This is a genomic window from Roseateles sp. 22389, from assembly GCF_052044995.1.
Lineage (GTDB): Bacteria > Pseudomonadota > Gammaproteobacteria > Burkholderiales > Burkholderiaceae_C > Roseateles.
Window position 1 is genome coordinate 64,293 of sequence record NZ_JBQEOF010000025.1, and the last position, 15,715, is coordinate 80,007.

The 15,715-nt window shown below is 63.0% G+C and carries 23 protein-coding genes; 10 read left to right on the forward strand and 13 right to left on the reverse strand.

Annotation, left to right across the window (positions count from 1 at the left end):
• Window positions 1–5 precede the first annotated feature (5 nt).
• Together ACTJKJ_RS24680 and ACTJKJ_RS24685 are read right to left on the reverse strand one after the other, a co-directional pair.
• Window positions 6–428 (reverse strand): CopG family transcriptional regulator, encoded by a 423-nt coding sequence (locus ACTJKJ_RS24680; protein ID WP_440822725.1) that lies wholly within the window; start codon window positions 426–428, stop codon window positions 6–8.
• Between the two features lie 335 nt (window positions 429–763).
• A complete protein-coding gene (locus ACTJKJ_RS24685; RefSeq protein WP_440822727.1) occupies window positions 764–1,387 on the reverse strand; it encodes a tyrosine-type recombinase/integrase in 624 nt (207 codons plus the stop codon).
• A gap of 531 nt (window positions 1,388–1,918) precedes the next feature.
• Between ACTJKJ_RS24685 and ACTJKJ_RS24690 the strand changes: the two genes are divergently transcribed.
• Genes ACTJKJ_RS24690 through ACTJKJ_RS24705 form a run of 4 tightly spaced genes read left to right on the forward strand, consistent with a single transcriptional unit; the run spans window position 1,919 to window position 4,249 of the window.
• A complete protein-coding gene (locus ACTJKJ_RS24690; protein ID WP_440822729.1) occupies window positions 1,919–2,455 on the forward strand; it encodes a hypothetical protein in 537 nt (178 codons plus the stop codon).
• A gap of 40 nt (window positions 2,456–2,495) precedes the next feature.
• A complete protein-coding gene (locus ACTJKJ_RS24695) occupies window positions 2,496–3,425 on the forward strand; it encodes an extracellular catalytic domain type 1 short-chain-length polyhydroxyalkanoate depolymerase (protein WP_440822731.1) in 930 nt (309 codons plus the stop codon).
• Complete coding sequence (locus ACTJKJ_RS24700) at window positions 3,422–3,709, forward strand: hypothetical protein (protein ID WP_440822733.1); 288 nt, start codon at window positions 3,422–3,424, stop codon at window positions 3,707–3,709. Before ACTJKJ_RS24695 ends, ACTJKJ_RS24700 begins: the two co-directional genes overlap by 4 nt.
• Before the next feature lie 36 nt (window positions 3,710–3,745).
• A complete protein-coding gene (locus ACTJKJ_RS24705) occupies window positions 3,746–4,249 on the forward strand; it encodes a YciE/YciF ferroxidase family protein (protein WP_440822735.1) in 504 nt (167 codons plus the stop codon).
• Between the two features lie 37 nt (window positions 4,250–4,286).
• Here the strand turns inward: ACTJKJ_RS24705 and ACTJKJ_RS24710 are convergent, their stop codons facing one another.
• The 5 genes from ACTJKJ_RS24710 to ACTJKJ_RS24730 form a co-directional block, all read right to left on the reverse strand.
• Complete coding sequence (locus ACTJKJ_RS24710) at window positions 4,287–4,547, reverse strand: DUF1488 family protein (protein ID WP_440822737.1); 261 nt, start codon at window positions 4,545–4,547, stop codon at window positions 4,287–4,289.
• Window positions 4,548–4,773: 226 nt separating this feature from the next.
• On the reverse strand, window positions 4,774–5,142 hold the full coding sequence (locus ACTJKJ_RS24715) for a hypothetical protein (RefSeq protein ID WP_440822739.1): 369 nt from the start codon (window positions 5,140–5,142) through the stop codon (window positions 4,774–4,776).
• Window positions 5,135–5,818 carry a universal stress protein gene (locus ACTJKJ_RS24720; RefSeq protein ID WP_440822741.1) on the reverse strand — a complete coding sequence of 228 codons (684 nt, stop codon included), beginning with the start codon at window positions 5,816–5,818 and terminating at the stop codon, window positions 5,135–5,137. Before ACTJKJ_RS24720 ends, ACTJKJ_RS24715 begins: the two co-directional genes overlap by 8 nt.
• Before the next feature lie 12 nt (window positions 5,819–5,830).
• The gene (locus ACTJKJ_RS24725; protein ID WP_440822743.1) at window positions 5,831–6,052 is read right to left on the reverse strand and encodes a hypothetical protein; all 222 of its coding nucleotides are present in this window, start codon (window positions 6,050–6,052) and stop codon (window positions 5,831–5,833) included.
• A 42-nt stretch (window positions 6,053–6,094) separates the two neighbouring features.
• Entirely contained in the window at window positions 6,095–6,790 is a 696-nt protein-coding gene (locus ACTJKJ_RS24730) for a hypothetical protein (protein ID WP_440822745.1), read from the reverse strand.
• A gap of 355 nt (window positions 6,791–7,145) precedes the next feature.
• On the opposite strand from ACTJKJ_RS24730, the gene ACTJKJ_RS24735 reads away from it, so the two are divergent.
• Window positions 7,146–7,862, forward strand: coding sequence for a Crp/Fnr family transcriptional regulator (locus ACTJKJ_RS24735; RefSeq protein ID WP_440822747.1), 717 nt, complete (start codon window positions 7,146–7,148; stop codon window positions 7,860–7,862).
• Window positions 7,863–8,107: 245 nt separating this feature from the next.
• Here ACTJKJ_RS24735 and ACTJKJ_RS24740 read toward each other — a convergent pair whose 3' ends face one another.
• The gene (locus ACTJKJ_RS24740) at window positions 8,108–8,359 is read right to left on the reverse strand and encodes a hypothetical protein (RefSeq protein ID WP_440822749.1); all 252 of its coding nucleotides are present in this window, start codon (window positions 8,357–8,359) and stop codon (window positions 8,108–8,110) included.
• Window positions 8,360–8,901: 542 nt separating this feature from the next.
• On the opposite strand from ACTJKJ_RS24740, the gene ACTJKJ_RS24745 reads away from it, so the two are divergent.
• From ACTJKJ_RS24745 to ACTJKJ_RS24755, 3 genes are read left to right on the forward strand one after another with little or no spacing between them, the layout of a single operon-like run.
• Window positions 8,902–9,198: a CrpP-related protein gene (locus ACTJKJ_RS24745; protein ID WP_440822769.1), complete on the forward strand. Its 297-nt coding sequence runs from the start codon at window positions 8,902–8,904 to the stop codon at window positions 9,196–9,198.
• Window positions 9,188–9,970: a diguanylate cyclase gene (locus tag ACTJKJ_RS24750; protein WP_440822750.1), complete on the forward strand. Its 783-nt coding sequence runs from the start codon at window positions 9,188–9,190 to the stop codon at window positions 9,968–9,970. Before ACTJKJ_RS24745 ends, ACTJKJ_RS24750 begins: the two co-directional genes overlap by 11 nt.
• A complete protein-coding gene (locus ACTJKJ_RS24755; RefSeq protein WP_440822751.1) occupies window positions 9,957–10,688 on the forward strand; it encodes a S1 family peptidase in 732 nt (243 codons plus the stop codon). The genes ACTJKJ_RS24750 and ACTJKJ_RS24755 overlap by 14 nt, the downstream gene beginning before the upstream one ends.
• Window positions 10,689–11,067: 379 nt before the next feature.
• Here ACTJKJ_RS24755 and ACTJKJ_RS24760 read toward each other — a convergent pair whose 3' ends face one another.
• The 5 genes from ACTJKJ_RS24760 to ACTJKJ_RS24780 all read right to left on the reverse strand — a co-directional run bounded on the left by ACTJKJ_RS24760 (window position 11,068) and on the right by ACTJKJ_RS24780 (window position 14,665).
• Complete coding sequence (locus ACTJKJ_RS24760) at window positions 11,068–12,222, reverse strand: ATP-binding protein (protein ID WP_440822753.1); 1,155 nt, start codon at window positions 12,220–12,222, stop codon at window positions 11,068–11,070.
• 78 nt (window positions 12,223–12,300) lie between these two features.
• On the reverse strand, window positions 12,301–12,633 hold the full coding sequence (locus tag ACTJKJ_RS24765) for a response regulator (RefSeq protein ID WP_440822755.1): 333 nt from the start codon (window positions 12,631–12,633) through the stop codon (window positions 12,301–12,303).
• Between the two features lie 32 nt (window positions 12,634–12,665).
• A complete protein-coding gene (locus ACTJKJ_RS24770; RefSeq protein WP_440822757.1) occupies window positions 12,666–13,628 on the reverse strand; it encodes an IS110 family transposase in 963 nt (320 codons plus the stop codon).
• Between the two features lie 290 nt (window positions 13,629–13,918).
• A complete protein-coding gene (locus ACTJKJ_RS24775) occupies window positions 13,919–14,167 on the reverse strand; it encodes a hypothetical protein (protein WP_440822759.1) in 249 nt (82 codons plus the stop codon).
• Window positions 14,168–14,275: 108 nt separating this feature from the next.
• On the reverse strand, window positions 14,276–14,665 hold the full coding sequence (locus tag ACTJKJ_RS24780; RefSeq protein WP_440822761.1) for a hypothetical protein: 390 nt from the start codon (window positions 14,663–14,665) through the stop codon (window positions 14,276–14,278).
• A gap of 403 nt (window positions 14,666–15,068) precedes the next feature.
• On the opposite strand from ACTJKJ_RS24780, the gene ACTJKJ_RS24785 reads away from it, so the two are divergent.
• Together ACTJKJ_RS24785 and ACTJKJ_RS24790 are read left to right on the forward strand one after the other, a co-directional pair.
• The gene (locus ACTJKJ_RS24785) at window positions 15,069–15,365 is read left to right on the forward strand and encodes a CrpP-related protein (RefSeq protein ID WP_440822763.1); all 297 of its coding nucleotides are present in this window, start codon (window positions 15,069–15,071) and stop codon (window positions 15,363–15,365) included.
• Window positions 15,355–15,715 (forward strand): diguanylate cyclase domain-containing protein (locus ACTJKJ_RS24790; RefSeq protein WP_440822765.1); only part of this gene is annotated, 361 nt, incomplete at its 3' end. The genes ACTJKJ_RS24785 and ACTJKJ_RS24790, both read left to right, overlap by 11 nt.

Sequence of the window (15,715 nt, forward strand, 5' to 3'; positions counted from 1 at the left end):
CGCTGTTACAGCAATCGTCCGACGAGGGCCGTCTTCACGGCGGGACTTGCATGGAGGGCGCCGAGCACGGTCACCGATTCGATGGCGGCCAGGGCCAGTTCGGGCGTGACCTCGGGCGCGATGACGGCGAGGCCCAGCACGCGGATCTGCAGCCTCTCGCCGGCCTCGCGCGCCCGCTCCAGATCCGCCACGCTGTAGTGCTGGATGCCCAGCACGATGCTCTTGCGCGTAACGACCTGGCGAACCACGTCGGCATGGGTGGCGAGCTGGTTGCGGATGGCCATGCGGATGAGGTCGCTCCGGTTCGCATAGAAGCCCTCTTGCACCAACAGGTCGATCTGACCAAGGTCGACGCAACTGATGTTGAGGGTCAGTTTCTCGTCAACCGGCTTTGGGGTCTTCCGAGTGAGGAGGGGGGGCGCTGGCATGGTGCATAGTAAAGCATCCACTTGGATTCCACTAGCTTTATCTCCAGGGCGTGCCTACAGACCTACAGTCGGACAAGCGACCCACGACGGTCGGCCGGCTGCAGGGTCGGCTGCGTGAGTTCCGCGCAGTGAACAGCGGTCATTGACCGGGTCGCGCCGGTGGCGGCCCAATGCCGGCGCCGACAATGTCTGCAGCCCTCACCTTGCTGTCACCGCCCCGCAGGAGACGAAGGACAAGGCCTGGCCGGCAGATCCGCTGGGGCCGGTCTTCCACAAAGCCGCCGTTGCTCAGCGGCCGTCCTCGTCCTTCGGAAGAGACGGCCACCGTCAGCCTGTCAGATTTCTGTCTGCTCAGAGATCTCGAGGGCGTCATCGACCTCTATGCCAAGGTACCGCACCGTCGACTCCAACTTGGAGTGGCCGAGGAGCAGTTGCACTGCGCGCAGGTTCTTGGTCCGCCGGTAGATCAGCGTCGCCTTCGTCCTTCGCATTGAATGCGTACCGTACTCGGCAGGGTCAAGCCCCAGTTTCTCCACCCAGCATTCCAGGATTCGGGCGTACTGCCGCGTCCCCAGATGCGGCGAGCCATGCATGCGACTCGGGAACAGGAAGTCCTCGGACTTCAGCCCGGCTTGCCTGATCCAGCGCTGCACGGCGTCGCGTGTCACCGGCGTGATCTCGAACTGAACGGGACGCTGCGTCTTGTGTTGCATCACGACCGCCCGGCTGGCCACGGTGTCACCGTGGCAGACGTCTCGCACCTTGAGCGCGACCAGGTCGCACCCTCGAAGCTTGCTGTCGATGCCAAGGTTGAACAGCGCGAGCTCGCGCACGCGGTTCTCCATCTGAAGCCGTACTCGGAGTGCCCAGATGTCCTTCACCTTGAACGGTGCCTTCTGGCCGACGATCTTGCCCTTGTTCCAAGGCTCACGCGAGAGAGTTTTTGCTGCGGATCCCATGAGGGTCTCCCATCGAGTTGAGGGCCCATCAGCATGCGCCATAGCGGCAATAACCGAGCGGGAACCCATTCGCAGCACTAGGGTCGCCAGCCTCACAGCTGGCTCAACAAATTAAGCTGCCAATTTAGGCTTGGGGTATCAGCTCTTCGGCGATCGACAAGTCGCGGCTGAAAAACATAACTTCGCTGCCCAGATAGCGCTTCTGCGCGTGTAGTGCGTAGCTCATGCCCTCGCTCATCGAATACATCTCGCAGATCTCTGCAGCGTTGTCGTAGGAGACGACCCAAGGCCGCTTGAAGCGCCTTGACTGCCTGCGCATGGATCTGTGGAGGTTCGCGGGAGATCGGTAATCGACACCGATACCGAGGAAACGTAGAGAGAACTTCCCGAGCCGACACGTCTCGATTGGCCGCTCCCATAGGTAAGCCGTCCGGGCACACGGGCGCGAGAGGTCAGGGGCGCGGTATGCCAAGTCCGGCATGCAGGCCGTCGGCCTCATTAACCCCCCTCTGCCTGAACAAGGAACTCCCCATGAACACCGTCACCTCCGCTTCCAACGACCGCCTGGTCACCGGCCTCTTCGCCGACCGCGCCAGCGCGGAGTCCGCCTACAGCTCAGCCAGCGAGCGCGGCTACGACCCGAAGGACATCGACCTGGTCATGTCCGACGACACCCGCCAACGCCACTTCAGCGACAAGAGCGTCGAGACTGAGCTTGGCAACAAGGCCGCCGAGGGTGCGGGCATCGGCGGCGCCATCGGCGGTACGGTCGGTGCAATCGCCGCCGCGATCGCCGCGGTCGGCACGAGCATTGCGCTGCCGGGACTGGGTCTGGTCATCGCCGGGCCGCTCGCCGCGGCCGCCGCGGGTGCGGGAGCAGGCGCGGCAGGTGGCGGCCTGATCGGCGCGCTGATCGGCTGGAACATTCCAGAGGAGCGCGTCAAGCAGTACGAGGAAGGCGTGCGCAACGGCGGAATCCTGATGGGTTTGCGCGCCAAGAACGACGAGGACGCAGAACACTTCGAGCGCAGCTGGACGGCAGCCCAGGGCCAGAACGTGGCGCGGTAATGGGCTGCGACCTTCTTAACGCGTCCGTTTGGCTTGGCCGATGTCCGTGCGTCACGAAAGCACCCTGATGAATCCCGATTTCCAACGAATGATGTCCCGCGCGGCCCTGCAGACGCGGGGCGGCGACCTTCTGGGGGCCACGCGCTCGATCCAGGAGGCCCTGGCCGGCTCGACCGATGGCAAAGCGCCCCCCGACGTGCGGTCGCAGGAAGACGCGGTCATCGATGTGGAGACCCGCGTGGTCGAGGAGCGGCGGCAGGAGATCGGCTCGGCTGAGATCTGGGCCCGCCCCCCGTCGCCCGCTTCGGGGTTTGGCCAGTTTCGGCAGCCTCTTGGCGAACGGACGGGTCGGGATCCCCAGGAAACTCGCGAGTCCTTCGAACCGGTCAACGACGCTGAGCGCTTCTTTGCGGCCACCCACACGCGCGGGCGCGTGTTCATCGATTACAAACTCTACGTGCCGCCGGGGGACCCCGCGGTGCCGCGTCCCTTGCTCCTAATGCTACACGGCTGCACACAGAATCCCGATGACTTCGCCGCCGGCACTCGCATGAACGAAGTCGCGAAGCGTCACGGCTGGCTGGTGCTCTATCCGGAGCAATCGACCAAGCTTAATCCGCAGGGGTGCTGGAACTGGTTCAAAACCACTCATCAGGAGCGCGGTCGCGGCGAACCGGCGCTACTCGCGGCGCTGACGCATCACGTCATGGCAGGCCACCACATCGACGCGCGACGCGTGCACGTGGCGGGATTGTCCGCAGGTGGCGCGATGGCCGCAGTGCTCGGGCAAACCTATCCCGAGATCTTCGCCTCCGTCGGCGTGCACTCGGGGCTGCCCTGCGGCGCCGTCTCCAGTGCGCCCGAGGCGATGGCGATGATGCGCACCGGCCAGGCGACGCGGACCCCAGCCCGCGCTGACGCGAAACGGTCGCCGATCCCGACATCGTCTTCCACGGCACCAGGGACATGACGGTCCATCCGCTCAACGGCGAACTTGTTTATGCCGATGCGACAGCAGGTCTAAAGGTCACGGAACGCGTCGAGCACGGCCGTGAAGGCGGACGCGCGTACTTGCGCAAGACCAGCGTCGCCACGGAAGGCCGCACGCTTGCTGAGCTGTGGCTCGTCGACGGCGCAGGGCATGCCTGGTCTGGCGGTGATCGGCGAGGCTCTCACGCGGACTGGCAAGGTCCGGACGCGGCCAGCCAGATGATCTGCTTCTTCTCCTCGCATCCGCGCACGGGCGACAACTGAAAGCCCTTTCCCGGCCCCACTTATTGGAGTGCTCCCATGGTCAACATCACAACTCTTTCCGACCTCTACATCGACGAACTGAAGGACCTCTGGTCGGCCAACGACCAGATGGCACGAGCCCTCGAGAAGATCGCTCCGCAAGCAACCAACGCCAAGCTGTCGCAGATGCTTGAGCAGGCGCAGGCCGGCATCGCCGACCACACCAATCTTTTGAAAGCGCTGATCGCCAATCAGGGCGAAGAGGTGTCAAAGGAACACTGCAAGGGGATGGAGGGCCTCGTGAAGGAAGCTCTCAAGCACGTCCTGGAGGATCCGCCGGAACAGGGCCCGGTGCTGGATGCCGCGATCATTGCGCAATACCAGCGGATGACCCATTACGGCATCACCGGCTTCGGGACTGTGGCCGCATTTGCCACCGCCCTTGAGCTTGATGACGACGGGCGTCAGTTGAAGGAGGCAGTCGACGACATGTATGACGCGGACGAACTCATGTCCGAGCTTGCCGAGGCCGCGGTCAATCGCGAGGCCGCACAGGAATGACCTGAGCCTCCGCACCCTACACCGCCCCGGCCCAGAGTCACCCCTGCGCTGGAATCAGGTCCCGATCTCGCAGCATGACGGGCTCACGTGAGCCGCCTGCAATCCTGCTCCGCACTGCCTGCGCAAGTTCTTCTGCATGCGTTTGATAGGTGTTGAGCGGATCGTCCGTGGTGCTGTGCGGGCTGTAGCGGTAATGCAGAGTCTCCCTTCGCACTGACGCACCCACGAATTGCTCACCGATGTTCACCCAGAAGCGAACGGTGCCGGAAGAAAGGTCGAAGAACGCGGCTGGTTTCATGATGCCGTCGAGTTCGGATCAAGCGGATGGAGCATCCATGCTGAAGATCCGCGGCACCGAGAACTCGCTGCCCACTAGGGCTCGGGCCAAGAGATAGTTGTGACGGGCAGCGTCGCTCAGGGCATTCATGTCCACCTCACCTTGAGCGCTGCACGGAAAACTGAAATCCGATCCGCGATGCAAGGCCGAGAACACGAGCTCGTATCGGGAGGTCGTTACTCCTGGCCTAAGCGGGGCCATGTGGGGTTCCCGCACTACTGCTCGATACCTCGTCCGCCGCACGCGAAGGCGAGGTCAGGGCCGTGCTCGCGACGGCTTCCGGTCTGACATCGCGCGGCGACTCGAAAGCGCCAGTCCTGCCGTCCATGAGCAGGTCGATGCGAAGCTGCCACATACGTGCGGCGCCGGCGCACAGTCGTTCGTTCGCGCGCACCCATTTCCTCCAGTTCGGTGCGAACTCCAGATCGTCTTCACGAATCCAGACGAACGCCAACCAAGCGCAACGCTCCTCCTGCGAAAGGCGAGCATGTTCCTTGGTCGCGGACTCAAGTGCCAACGGCACACGGGAAACGGGTGCTGTCTCGACATCAAGCATGGGCGTCTCCCATCGAACGCGACGACGATCTGTGCAGCCCGGGCGCGGCGTCCCGGGAGCGCGTGGCGCGAACAAATAGCACGGGAACCACGCTGTCTCGCAGAACCAACTCGGCATCTCGGCCAAGCAGCAGCTTGCTCAGCTGACGACGGCCGTGGGTCCCAAGCACGATCAAGCAGCATCCGCGACTGATCGCCTCCGCCACGATGATCGAAGCAGCGTTCGACTCAACGGTCTCGTGCAAGGCATATGACACGGCAAGCCCACGGTCCTGCGCGGCCACTGCGGCTTTCGCGAGCAGCTCGTTGCCGTACTCGCGAAGACTGTCGCGGTGTTCCTTGAAGTCGCCCGCGGACTGCAGGAAGAGCGGCTCAACATCCAACACATGCAGGAGAACAAGGCGAGATTTCAACGCCGTGGCCAGGTCCATCGCGAACGCGAGCCCCGCGTCAGCCGCCTGGCTTCCGTCGATGGGGACGAGGATTGAATCATGCATGTCGAATTCCTTCATGTTCAGCGCGAGCGCTGAGTCATCGGTCACGGCGAGCCTTGCCAGTCGATCCACTTCATCGGTCTGGGAGCGCGGTCGTCCACCCTCGCCCGTGAACGTGTCTTCCGCTCGCTCGCCAAAAGTGATCTCGGAGGCGAAGCCTGGGCCCTGATGCACGTGGGTCATTGCGGCCTCCGGTCATGCGCTTCGTCGCAGGCAGGTCACGAGCGCGGTGTAGAGGGACACGTCGTTCGGGCCTTGCTGCCGGTACTCTGCCCAGACATCGGCCACGAATGACACTTGACTCAATACCATCGCGAGCACCCAGAACGCGACGCCCCAGCCGAACCAGCCTGTGGCCACGAGTACCGCGCCCAGCACTGCTAAAGGCGCCGCTGAGAAAATCAAGAAGGGGTTCATGTTCTGCTCCTCATGCGAAGACTGCCAACAAGCCACGAGCGATCAACCGGCATGCGCGGGACCCATCCAGTAGGGCCGCTGTCCATATCCGCGGTGCAGCGCCGTCTCGTAATCGCGATCGATCGTGCCGATATCTTGAAAACGCGGGCTGGCCCGCACTGCCTCGCGCTGGACGGTCAGGTGGATCTTCTTGGCTGCGATGTCGACCTCCGCGAGCCAATGGGGGCTGATCAGCACATGTGGCCCACCTTGCCACCAGGCAGACGTATCAACCAGGAGGTAGCGGAGCATCCATGTCACATCGTCGTAGACGAGATCGACAACGCTGCCCATGCCTTTGCCCTCCGAAATCAACTCACATCCGCCCAGTTCCTCATCGGACAGCAGAGGTAGGTCTTTCGAGGCTGGGGCCGGTTGCCCGTAGTGGAGCAACGTGGCGCGAGTCTGTTGCGGGGAGACGCCCTGCAGCGGATGCAAGGTGGGACTGGTCCTGACCGTGCGCTGGTTGGCATCCATGTGCATACTTCGGGGTCGGATGGGCTGGAGCAGCAATGACGGCAGGATCAGCACCCAGCGGCCAAATAGCCAAGCCCCGGTTTCCACGACAAGGAAGCTGATGCGCCAATCGGAAGGATCGATGAGCGACAGCCGCACGGCCCCGATGTTTCCGTCGCTGCCCGTGACCGCGCATCGCCTCAGGAGACTCAGGCTGCTCAGACGCGCGGCGACATCCACCATCTAGCGCCTTCCCACCCGCGGGCGCGCCGCGGGAGCAACCGGTATCGTGGGCGACGGGGGATGACCGGCTTCGGGAGGCCTTTCCTGCCGGGGCTTCTTCAGTTCCTTGTTGCCGTGTTGACGCTTCGTCATATCGAGTCCTTCATAAGTTTTAAGGCAGCGGGCGCGCACAATTTCACCCTTGGAGGGTGGGAAGCATTTATGCCCGTGACGAGCACAGGCTGCGCCGATTCCCACACGGCGTCGGTGCGCCATCGCACGCAGCAGTCCGATGCCGGTTGCCGCCTCCTTTCCTCATCGATCGGCTTTCACCCGGGCCGCTCAGATCGCTGGCCAACACTCAAAGGCGACGCAGATGGTGCCGATGAAACTCGCGCGTCAGAACCTGCTCCTTGCCGCGCTCCCGGACGAGGAGCTGTCGCGTTGGCTGCCTGATCTGGAAGCCGTGGAGGCTCCTTTGGGTGAGGTGATCTACGAATCCGGAGCGCACCTGTCGCACGTCTACTTCCCCACGACCTGCATCGTGTCCCTGCTCTATGTCCTTGAGGACGGCGGTTCGGCCGAGATCTCGGTGGTCGGCTTCGAAGGCGTGGTGGGGGTATCGCTGTTCATGGGCGGACAAACCACGCCCAGTCGGGGCGTCGTGCAAAGTGCCGGGGAGCTTCTGCGCCTGCGATCCGATTTGATGCTTGTGGAGTTCAACCGGGCGGGCCATGTGATGCATCTGCTCTTGCGATACACGCAAGCCCTGCTGACGCAGATGTCTCAGACAGCGGTGTGCAATCGGCATCACTCGTTGGATCAGCAGCTTTGCCGCTGGCTCCTGCTCAGCTTGGATCGGCTCCATGGCTGCGACCTGGTCATGACTCAGGATCTGATCGCCAACATGCTCGGGGTTCGACGAGAAGGTGTCACTCAAGCGGCCGGCGATCTACAGAATGCGGGGCTGATCAGCTACCGCCGCGGCCATATCAAGGTCCTGAATCGTCCCGGCCTGGAACGGCGCACTTGCGAGTGCTACGCAGTGGTCAAGACCGAGTACGAGCGATTGCTCAAACAGACGCTCGGGTAGCCGTAAGCGATATCCTGGCCTAGATGCTTGCCATCCCACTCGATCACACGCTGCTTGCGAGCACGGTCAAGGGGCCAGAAATTGCTGACGGTGACGCGGTTTCGCGGCAATGCGGACCTTGTTGTCACGCGAAGCGAAACATCCCCCAAGGTCGAGACAAGTGCGGAGAAGCTGCGGCAGGACCTGCAAATGCTGCCGACCTAAACGGCCCCATAGGCATGATCCCTGCGTAATTCGCAACGGGACTAGTAACGGGCCGCGATGGCCACATCGATGGCGTTCGAAACCGAGCGCATCACAGCCTCTCGGTCCGACTCATCGTCCGCACGGTGGGTGGAGCCTTCCAGTTCGAAGACCTGATCCAAGCGGTTGATCGTGGCGATCCATACAAGCAACTTTCCACTTGCGCTTAAGTCGACGCATGCCTTCGCCAGTCCTGAAGTCGACGTGGCTGTCCTGCACTCATGCCGGAAATCGACAGTCTTGATAAGTCCCATCTCTTTCTCCCGATAGAAGTCCCGTGCGCGGACGGTTCGCACTCGCTGAACTCCGACGGGCGCGCCGCAAGGTCGCACTCGCTCGACGCCATCCCCGTCCTTGTAAATCTTCAGTCGAACCTCCCGTTCATCGCGTGATAGAGGGATCGTCGGACGCGCATGTGGCCGACGGCTCAGACTCTTTTCGTTATCACGACCGGTGTGCCGCACTGCCTCACCCAACGGCAAATAGTCGCGACCCGTCACACTCAGGGGAGCCGCTCGCCGGCGTGACGCTGCGGGGCCAGTACATCGCCATGCGCTCCAGCGTTCCGTTGTGTGGGTTGGTCGAGGAACAGGGCTCCTCGTGGTGGGGAGTGCCGCCGGCTCGGCTGGTCGTCTTCTGGGGGGCCACGTCATCTGGTGGACGCGACACAGCTCGCTTGAAGGGCCACGCATTCAAGCACGGATGTCGAGCGCCTGGCACATTTGTTTTCGGTGCCTGGGCTTGGATCGATGATTGCCGCATCACTGGATAAGGGCCTGAAAGAAATGAAGTGAAGATGAAGCGCAGGTCGAAAACTGGCAGCGTATCTAACAGGACCGCCCGCAAGGACGGGCTGCCCCCCGCTGAGCGCGCCGAACTGCGCCGCCAAGGAGCTAAGGCGGCAGTGCGCGGTGAAGAGGGTGATGTGAATCCCATGAACGCGCAGCCCAACCGCCCCTCGTCGACGGGTGAATGTTCTGACGTGTGGCAAAGCCGCAAGGACGCATGGCAGGAGGGGCATGACGCTCAATCCAGGAACGACGAACGTTCGGAGGCGTTGCCGCCCAAACGGGACAGCAAAGATGAGCACTGATCCCGCAAGCTCCGACAGGCTCGCTCAGATCAACCTGGACATTGAGGTCGCGGAGCGTCGACTCTCCGAGGTGCTGTCGCGGATCGCACATGCGCGCAGCGAAGAGCGCTTGGGGGCGCTGTACTGGATGGTGGTCGAAAACGAGCGGCTGTACACGGAGCTGCATGACCAGAACCTGCGGGCCGCGCGAGAGGGCGACTCAGCGCATGCAGCCCTCCAGGAGGCGGTAAGGGCGGCAGAAACGGACCCGTTGACCCAGCTACCCAACCGCATCGTCCTGTGGGACCGCCTCACCCATGAGATCGCCCTGGCCAAGCGCCATGCACTTCCCTTGGCGGTCCTGTTTCTCGACCTCGACGACTTCAAGATGACCAACGATCGGCTGGGCCACGAGGCAGGTGACCAGCTTCTGCAGCATGTCGCCAACGTCTTGAAGTCGACACTTCGGGCGAGCGATACCGTGTGTCGCATCGGCGGCGACGAGTTCGTCATCGTCGCGGGGAACGTGGCGGGCGACGGCGTACGGAGTCTGATCAAAAAGATCAAAGAGGCCATTGCCGAGCCGTGGGAGTTGGCCGACGCCGTTCTGACGCAGCGCGTGAGTATCGGCGCAAGTGGCTTCCCTGAAGACGGCGATCAAGCGGAGGATCTGGTCAGGAAGGCCGATGAAGCGATGTATCTGGCCAAACTGGCCGACCGCGCCAGGAGCGTTGCGCTCAACGGGTGCCAGCACCGACCTCCGGCCCCGGCGGCACGCGATGAAACCCATTGATCCGCTGCTGCTCGCGGTGGTTCGGCTGAGCACGTCCCAGGATGTCCGTCCCTTGACGCGCGCGACTGGTTTTCTCTTGCGAGGAGCCGAAGCCGAAAGCGTCTTTCTCGTGACGTGCCGACACGTCTTCATCGATCCAGTCACGAGTCACTATCCCGACCGGGTGCAGATTGACCTCCACACCGACGCCAACAATCTCGCGGTCACTACCAGCGCGATCCTGCCCCTCTACGTGCAGGGCACCGCGGCATGGCGCCAAGGCCGGGATGCGTCGGGCGAGATCGACGTGGCCACGCTGAAGCTACATGCCGAACAGATGCCGCAAGCAGCACTTTGGCACATGTTTCCAGCAGAAGGTCTTTCCGAGCTGCAGCCGGAGGTCGGTTTGGGCACGCCCGTACTAATCGTTGGCTTTCCGATGGGATTTCACGACGAACTTCACTACCTGCCCGTGGCCCGGTCGGGCATCGTGGCGTCGCCTTACGGCTGGCGCTTTGGGGGAGAAGGCTACTTCCTGACGGATGCGCGCACGCACCGGGGACTCAGTGGCGCACCGGTGGTCGTTCCCGATGCCAGCGCCCCGGCATTTCCCTGGCGACTGCTCGGCATCCACTCGGCACGGCTGGAAGGCCGCCACCGGGAAGCGGCCCTCGACGAAATCCTGGGACTGAACTGCAGCTGGTATCCAGACATCCTGCGGTTGCTCACCGCCGGATGAGGGCCGACAGGCAATGCCGAGCTATTCAATCGCGAGCGGCCTTGGGCAGGTCGGAATCCGCGGTAGGCCCGCGATGGCTGCTTACGCTGCGATGCCGTCGCAGCTTCAGGCTGAACTGAGTCGTTCGCAGATCAAGGTGCCGGCGACCGCTCGCGCCAAGAGCGGTCCACTGAGCGCCAGGCGGCTGGACTGACTGCTTCACCCCAGGAACCAGCCGTTTGGCGCCGATGCCTGCACCTGGACCGCCCGAGTGACCGCTGCGAGGTGACAGCACAGTCCCCGGTCGACCTGTCGCAGACCTCAATTTTGCCCGCAGCGTCGCCCGAAGCGGACGATCAACGTTGACGCTGAGCCGCGATAGGCGACTTCGGACTGCCCACTAGTTCGTGGCCCGCGAGGTCTGCCTCAGGAGCGGCAGTCTCGCAATGAATTCACTTCCCCGTCCCCTGCCTTCGCTTTTCACTTCGATCGTTCCCCCGTGAAGCGAGACAAGCTCCTTCACGACTGCCAGTCCGATGCCCAGACCTCGACCCCGGCTAGAGTCCGTGCCATCAGCCTGCGTGAACATGTCAAAGATGCGTGGTTGAAGCTCCGGCCCGATGCCGCAACCGGTGTCCTGCACCTTGATCAGGAAGTGAGTTCCGTCGACATTGACCAGGACGGACGCACGACCACCCCGAGGCGTGAACTTGATCGCGTTGTTGAGCAGGTTGGTGACCACCTGATGGATCCGGCCAGCATCAACTTGCGCTCGCACCATCACCGGCGGCAGCACGCTCAGCAGGTCGACACCGGCGGCAACCGCCGAGGGGCGACAAGCTTCGATTGCCGCCTCAACGAGGGGCTGCAGCAGCACGTCGTCGTAGCGCAGGTTCAACTTCCCTTCACCGACTCGCGTCATGTCCACCAGATCCTCGACAAGACGCTCGACGAACGCGACCTGCCGACGGATGACTTTGGCCGCCTGCTCGATCTGCTTCGAGTCCACCGCCGACGTAAGCAGTCGCGTGGCAAGACCGATCGGCTGCAGCGGATTGCGCAACTCGTGGGCAATCGGCCCGATGAAGACTGTCCGATCGTGATGCTGGCGCTCCAGCCGCTGCACTTCGTTCTCGAGCCATTGGGTTCGAAGGCGCAGGTGCGTGGCATCACGAAACAGCTTGGCGAATCCCAGCTGGCGGCCACGCTGACTTCTGGAGAATGTCATGCCGCTGGCCCAGAAGGCAGATCCATCCTTGCGCGTGTGCCATCGCTCATCCTCCACCGCTCCCAGCATCGCTGCGGCATTGAGTTCGTGACGGTGCAACTCCGCCCTCACGTCCTCCTCCGAAAACAGGACCGAGAAGTCGCGTCCCAAGACGTCGTCGGCTGAGAGGCACGTGATGCAGTAGCTCCCTTCGCTCCATCCGGTGATTCGGCCCAAGGGATCCAGCAGAACGATCCCGTACTGGGAGATGTGCGCGGCAAAGCTTTCCACCAGGTCGCCGACCTCTTCAGCTTTCCATGCACCGTGGGTGGTCCGAAGAAGTGTCATATCTTCCAACGATCAGGGATGTTGTTGATTCGCACGCCGGCCAATTCGTCGAGCGCGGGCTTACTCGCATCCTAGAATTCAAGAATCGAACGCCAGCAGTTCCTCCAAGGCCTCTATGGACACCGGCTTGAGCAGCGTGTGGTCAAAGAGTTCGGCGGCCTCGCGGAGGCTTTGAGCCGATCCCGAGATCCCGATCAGCAGCGCGTGCTTGCTCATGCTCCCTCGAATCGCCCGGGCGAGTCCGATGCCTCCTATACCTGGCATCTCGATGTCCGAGATCACTGCGTCAGGCGGGCAGTCCTCTATCAAGCAGAGCGCATCCTCCCCCGATAGGGCCGTCCGCACACTGAACCCGAGCCCTGCAAGCAGCGAGCCGAGAGACGTCGACATCTCGGGCAGGTCGTCGACCACCAGGACGGACCGTGGAGGAGAGAGCAACCGTGTCAAGCGCTTTCGATTTGCCTCCATGGTTGACCGGACTTGAGGATGGCGTTGAGGATGATCAGCAGCTTGCGCATGCACGCGGTCATGGCGACCTTGTAGGCCTTGCCCGCGGCTTTCAGGCGGTCATACAGCGCCTTGATCGGCCCATTGCATCGCCTGGCGGTGAACACGGCCATATACAGCGTGCTGCGCACATCCGCGCGTCCGCCCTGGATATAGCGCTGGCCGCGCCGCCTGCCGCTGTCGTCGGCAAACGGCGCCACCCCCACCAGCGCCGCCAGGCGCTTGCGGTCCAGGCTGCCCAACTCCGGCAAGCGTCCCAGCAGCATCGAGATCGTGACTCGGCCAATGCCCGGCACGCTGTCGAGCAGCTCGTACTTGGGCTGGTAGATCGTCGAGTCCTTCAAGCGACCGTCCAGATCCTTGTCGATCTCCTTGATCCGCTTGTCCAGCCATTCGATGTGGTGTCGCACGCTGGTGCGCGCCACGTGCTTGACCGTGGCCAAGCGGTTCTTCTCCTGCGCGCGCATGCTCACCAGCTGCGCGCGTCGGTCCACCAACTCGATGATCTCCTGCTGCGTCTCGTCCGGCAGCGCGTACACCTGGGGGCGGGTGGCCTGAGCAAACTTGGCCAACACCTGCGCGTCCAGCCGGTCCGTCTTGGCAAGAACGCCAATTGATCGGGCGAAGTCGCGCACCTTCTTCGGATTCACCACCGCCACGGCGACCCCCGCTGCACACAGCTCGCTGGCCATCGCCGCTTCGAAGCCTCCCGTCGCTTCCAGCACCACCAGCGTCGGCGCCAACCGCTGGAGCTGTTTCACGAGCACCGCGCGCCCAGCCTCGTCATTGCTCACTCTGGATGTCAACTCGCCTGGCGCGTCCTTCAATGGGCTGGACACCTGGGCCACATCCAGCCAAGCCTTGCAAACGTCGACGCCGACGAAGATCTCTGCGTTCATGACAGTGCCCTTCCTTGTGTTCGATACGGCCTCAATGGACCTCACAACCGTTCGGGCTGTCTGTTCATGACGAACCGAGGTCGGCCGCCACGACCCTCGCTCTCCCTCGGTATGGCGCCCAAGCGCCTACCCTGGGCGGGTCGGCCTGTGGCGGCCTGGGCGTACTTTGCTACATACAAGGGCGGTCATCCGACTTCCTTGTTGAACGAGCTATGCCGCACCCCAGGCATACTGCGACCCCGGTTGACGCAATGCTCACCCGTGCAGCTAAAGGAGACGCCGAGCTCTTTTCAAGTGGCTGCGATTACGGCATCGATTGCCGTCGAGACCGCCCGTATCACGGCCTCACGATCTGACTCGTCGTCAGCACGGTGGGTGGAGCCCTCCAATTCGAAGACCTTTTCGGAGCGACTGACCGTCGCGATCCAAACGAGCAGAGTGCCGCTTGTGCTGAAGTCAACGCACGCCTTGGCCACCCCTGCAGCCGACGCGCTCACGCGGCACTCGTGCCGGAAATCCACGGACTTGAAGAATCGCATCTGCTGCTCCTGGGCTGTAGTTTCATGCTCGGCTCGCTCCGCATGACCGCGTCGCGCCGGACAACGTCGCAAGTGATGGTGAGGCTTGCGTCGCGCGGCCTGCCGGGATCAGCCGAACCTTGCGTTCATCGCCTGACCGATCGACAGCACAACAGTCTGGGAGTCGGCCTCTCCTTCAACTCTTCGCACGCATCCAGTCATCTCGAAGAACCGGGGCGCGATGTAGAAGGTGGCGCTCCAGCTCAGGAAATCTCCGCGCACATCAAAGTCTGCACAGACCTTGATGCCACGGGCGCTCAATGGCGTCGCGTGCTTGAAGTCGACGGTCGTGAGCGTGCTCGTCTGTGAGTTCCTCATGGTGACCTCGGCGTCGCGACGACGGTTGGGGTGCGGCATCCCTTGCGGCGAAGGGGCGGCAGGCTTTTCTCCGGACACGAGCGCCGGGCGGTCCCCATCACGCCAGCCAATCGTCGGAGTGCCGTAGCGGGTCCAGCACATCACGGATCCGCTCGATCGTCCCGCTCCTCGGATTCGCAGGCAGGTCAATGAAGAGTGCTCGCCTGGGTGGGGCGTGACGCCGCCTGAAGATCAGTGTTCCCAGCTCGGAGTGGGACGGGCAGACGTAGATGACATCGAAGGACGAAATCTGCAGCCCGCCAATGTGGGCAAGTCCGGCTTTGACGAACATGTCGCGCTTTCGAAAGAGCTCCCTGGCGGAGCGGCCTGGTCGTCGTTGATGGCGGCCACGCGAGCTGGCCGACGCGACACTGCGCGCATGTCAGTGTTGAGTATTCAAGCACGGTTGGCGAGGAAGGGGGAAATATGTTTTTGATCCCGGCCTAGGCTTGGATCGCCCCTTGCTCTACTTCACGGTATGGCTCTACAAGACAGGGAGGCGACCATGAAGCGCAGATCCAAACCGGGGCGGCACGCCGCCCGACGCGATCAGAAGAACAGCCTACCCACTGCCGAGCGCGCCGAACTGCAGCGTCAAGGAGCCAAGGCCGCCGCGCGAGGTGAAGAGCGTCATGTGAATCCTATGGACGAACAGTTGAATCAGCCCTCGGCAACGGGAGAGTGCCCGGACCTGTGGCAAAGGCGAAAAGACGCCTGGCAGCAAGGGCACGATGTGCAGTCCCAAACTGACGACCGGGCGAGTTCCCATCCTTCCAGGCAGGAAGAGAGTGATGAGCACTGAAGCCGAACCAGTTCTGCGCCTTGCGCAGGTCAAGCGCGAGATCAGGGAGGCCGAGCACACGCTCGAGAAGCTTCTGACCCAGATTGCGCAGGCGCGCAGCGAAAAGCGGCTGGGAGCTTTGTACTGGATGGTGCTCGAGAACGAGCGCCTGTACACGGAGCTCCATGATCAGAACCTGCGCGCCGTAAGAGACGCCGACTCCGCGCACGCCGCGCTTGAGGAGGCCGTGCGGGTTGCCGAGACCGATCCGTTGACCCAGTTACCCAACCGCATTGTCCTTTGGGACAGGTTGACCCACGAGCTCGAACTCGCCAAGCGGAACTCGACGCCGCTGGCGGTGCTCTTCCTGG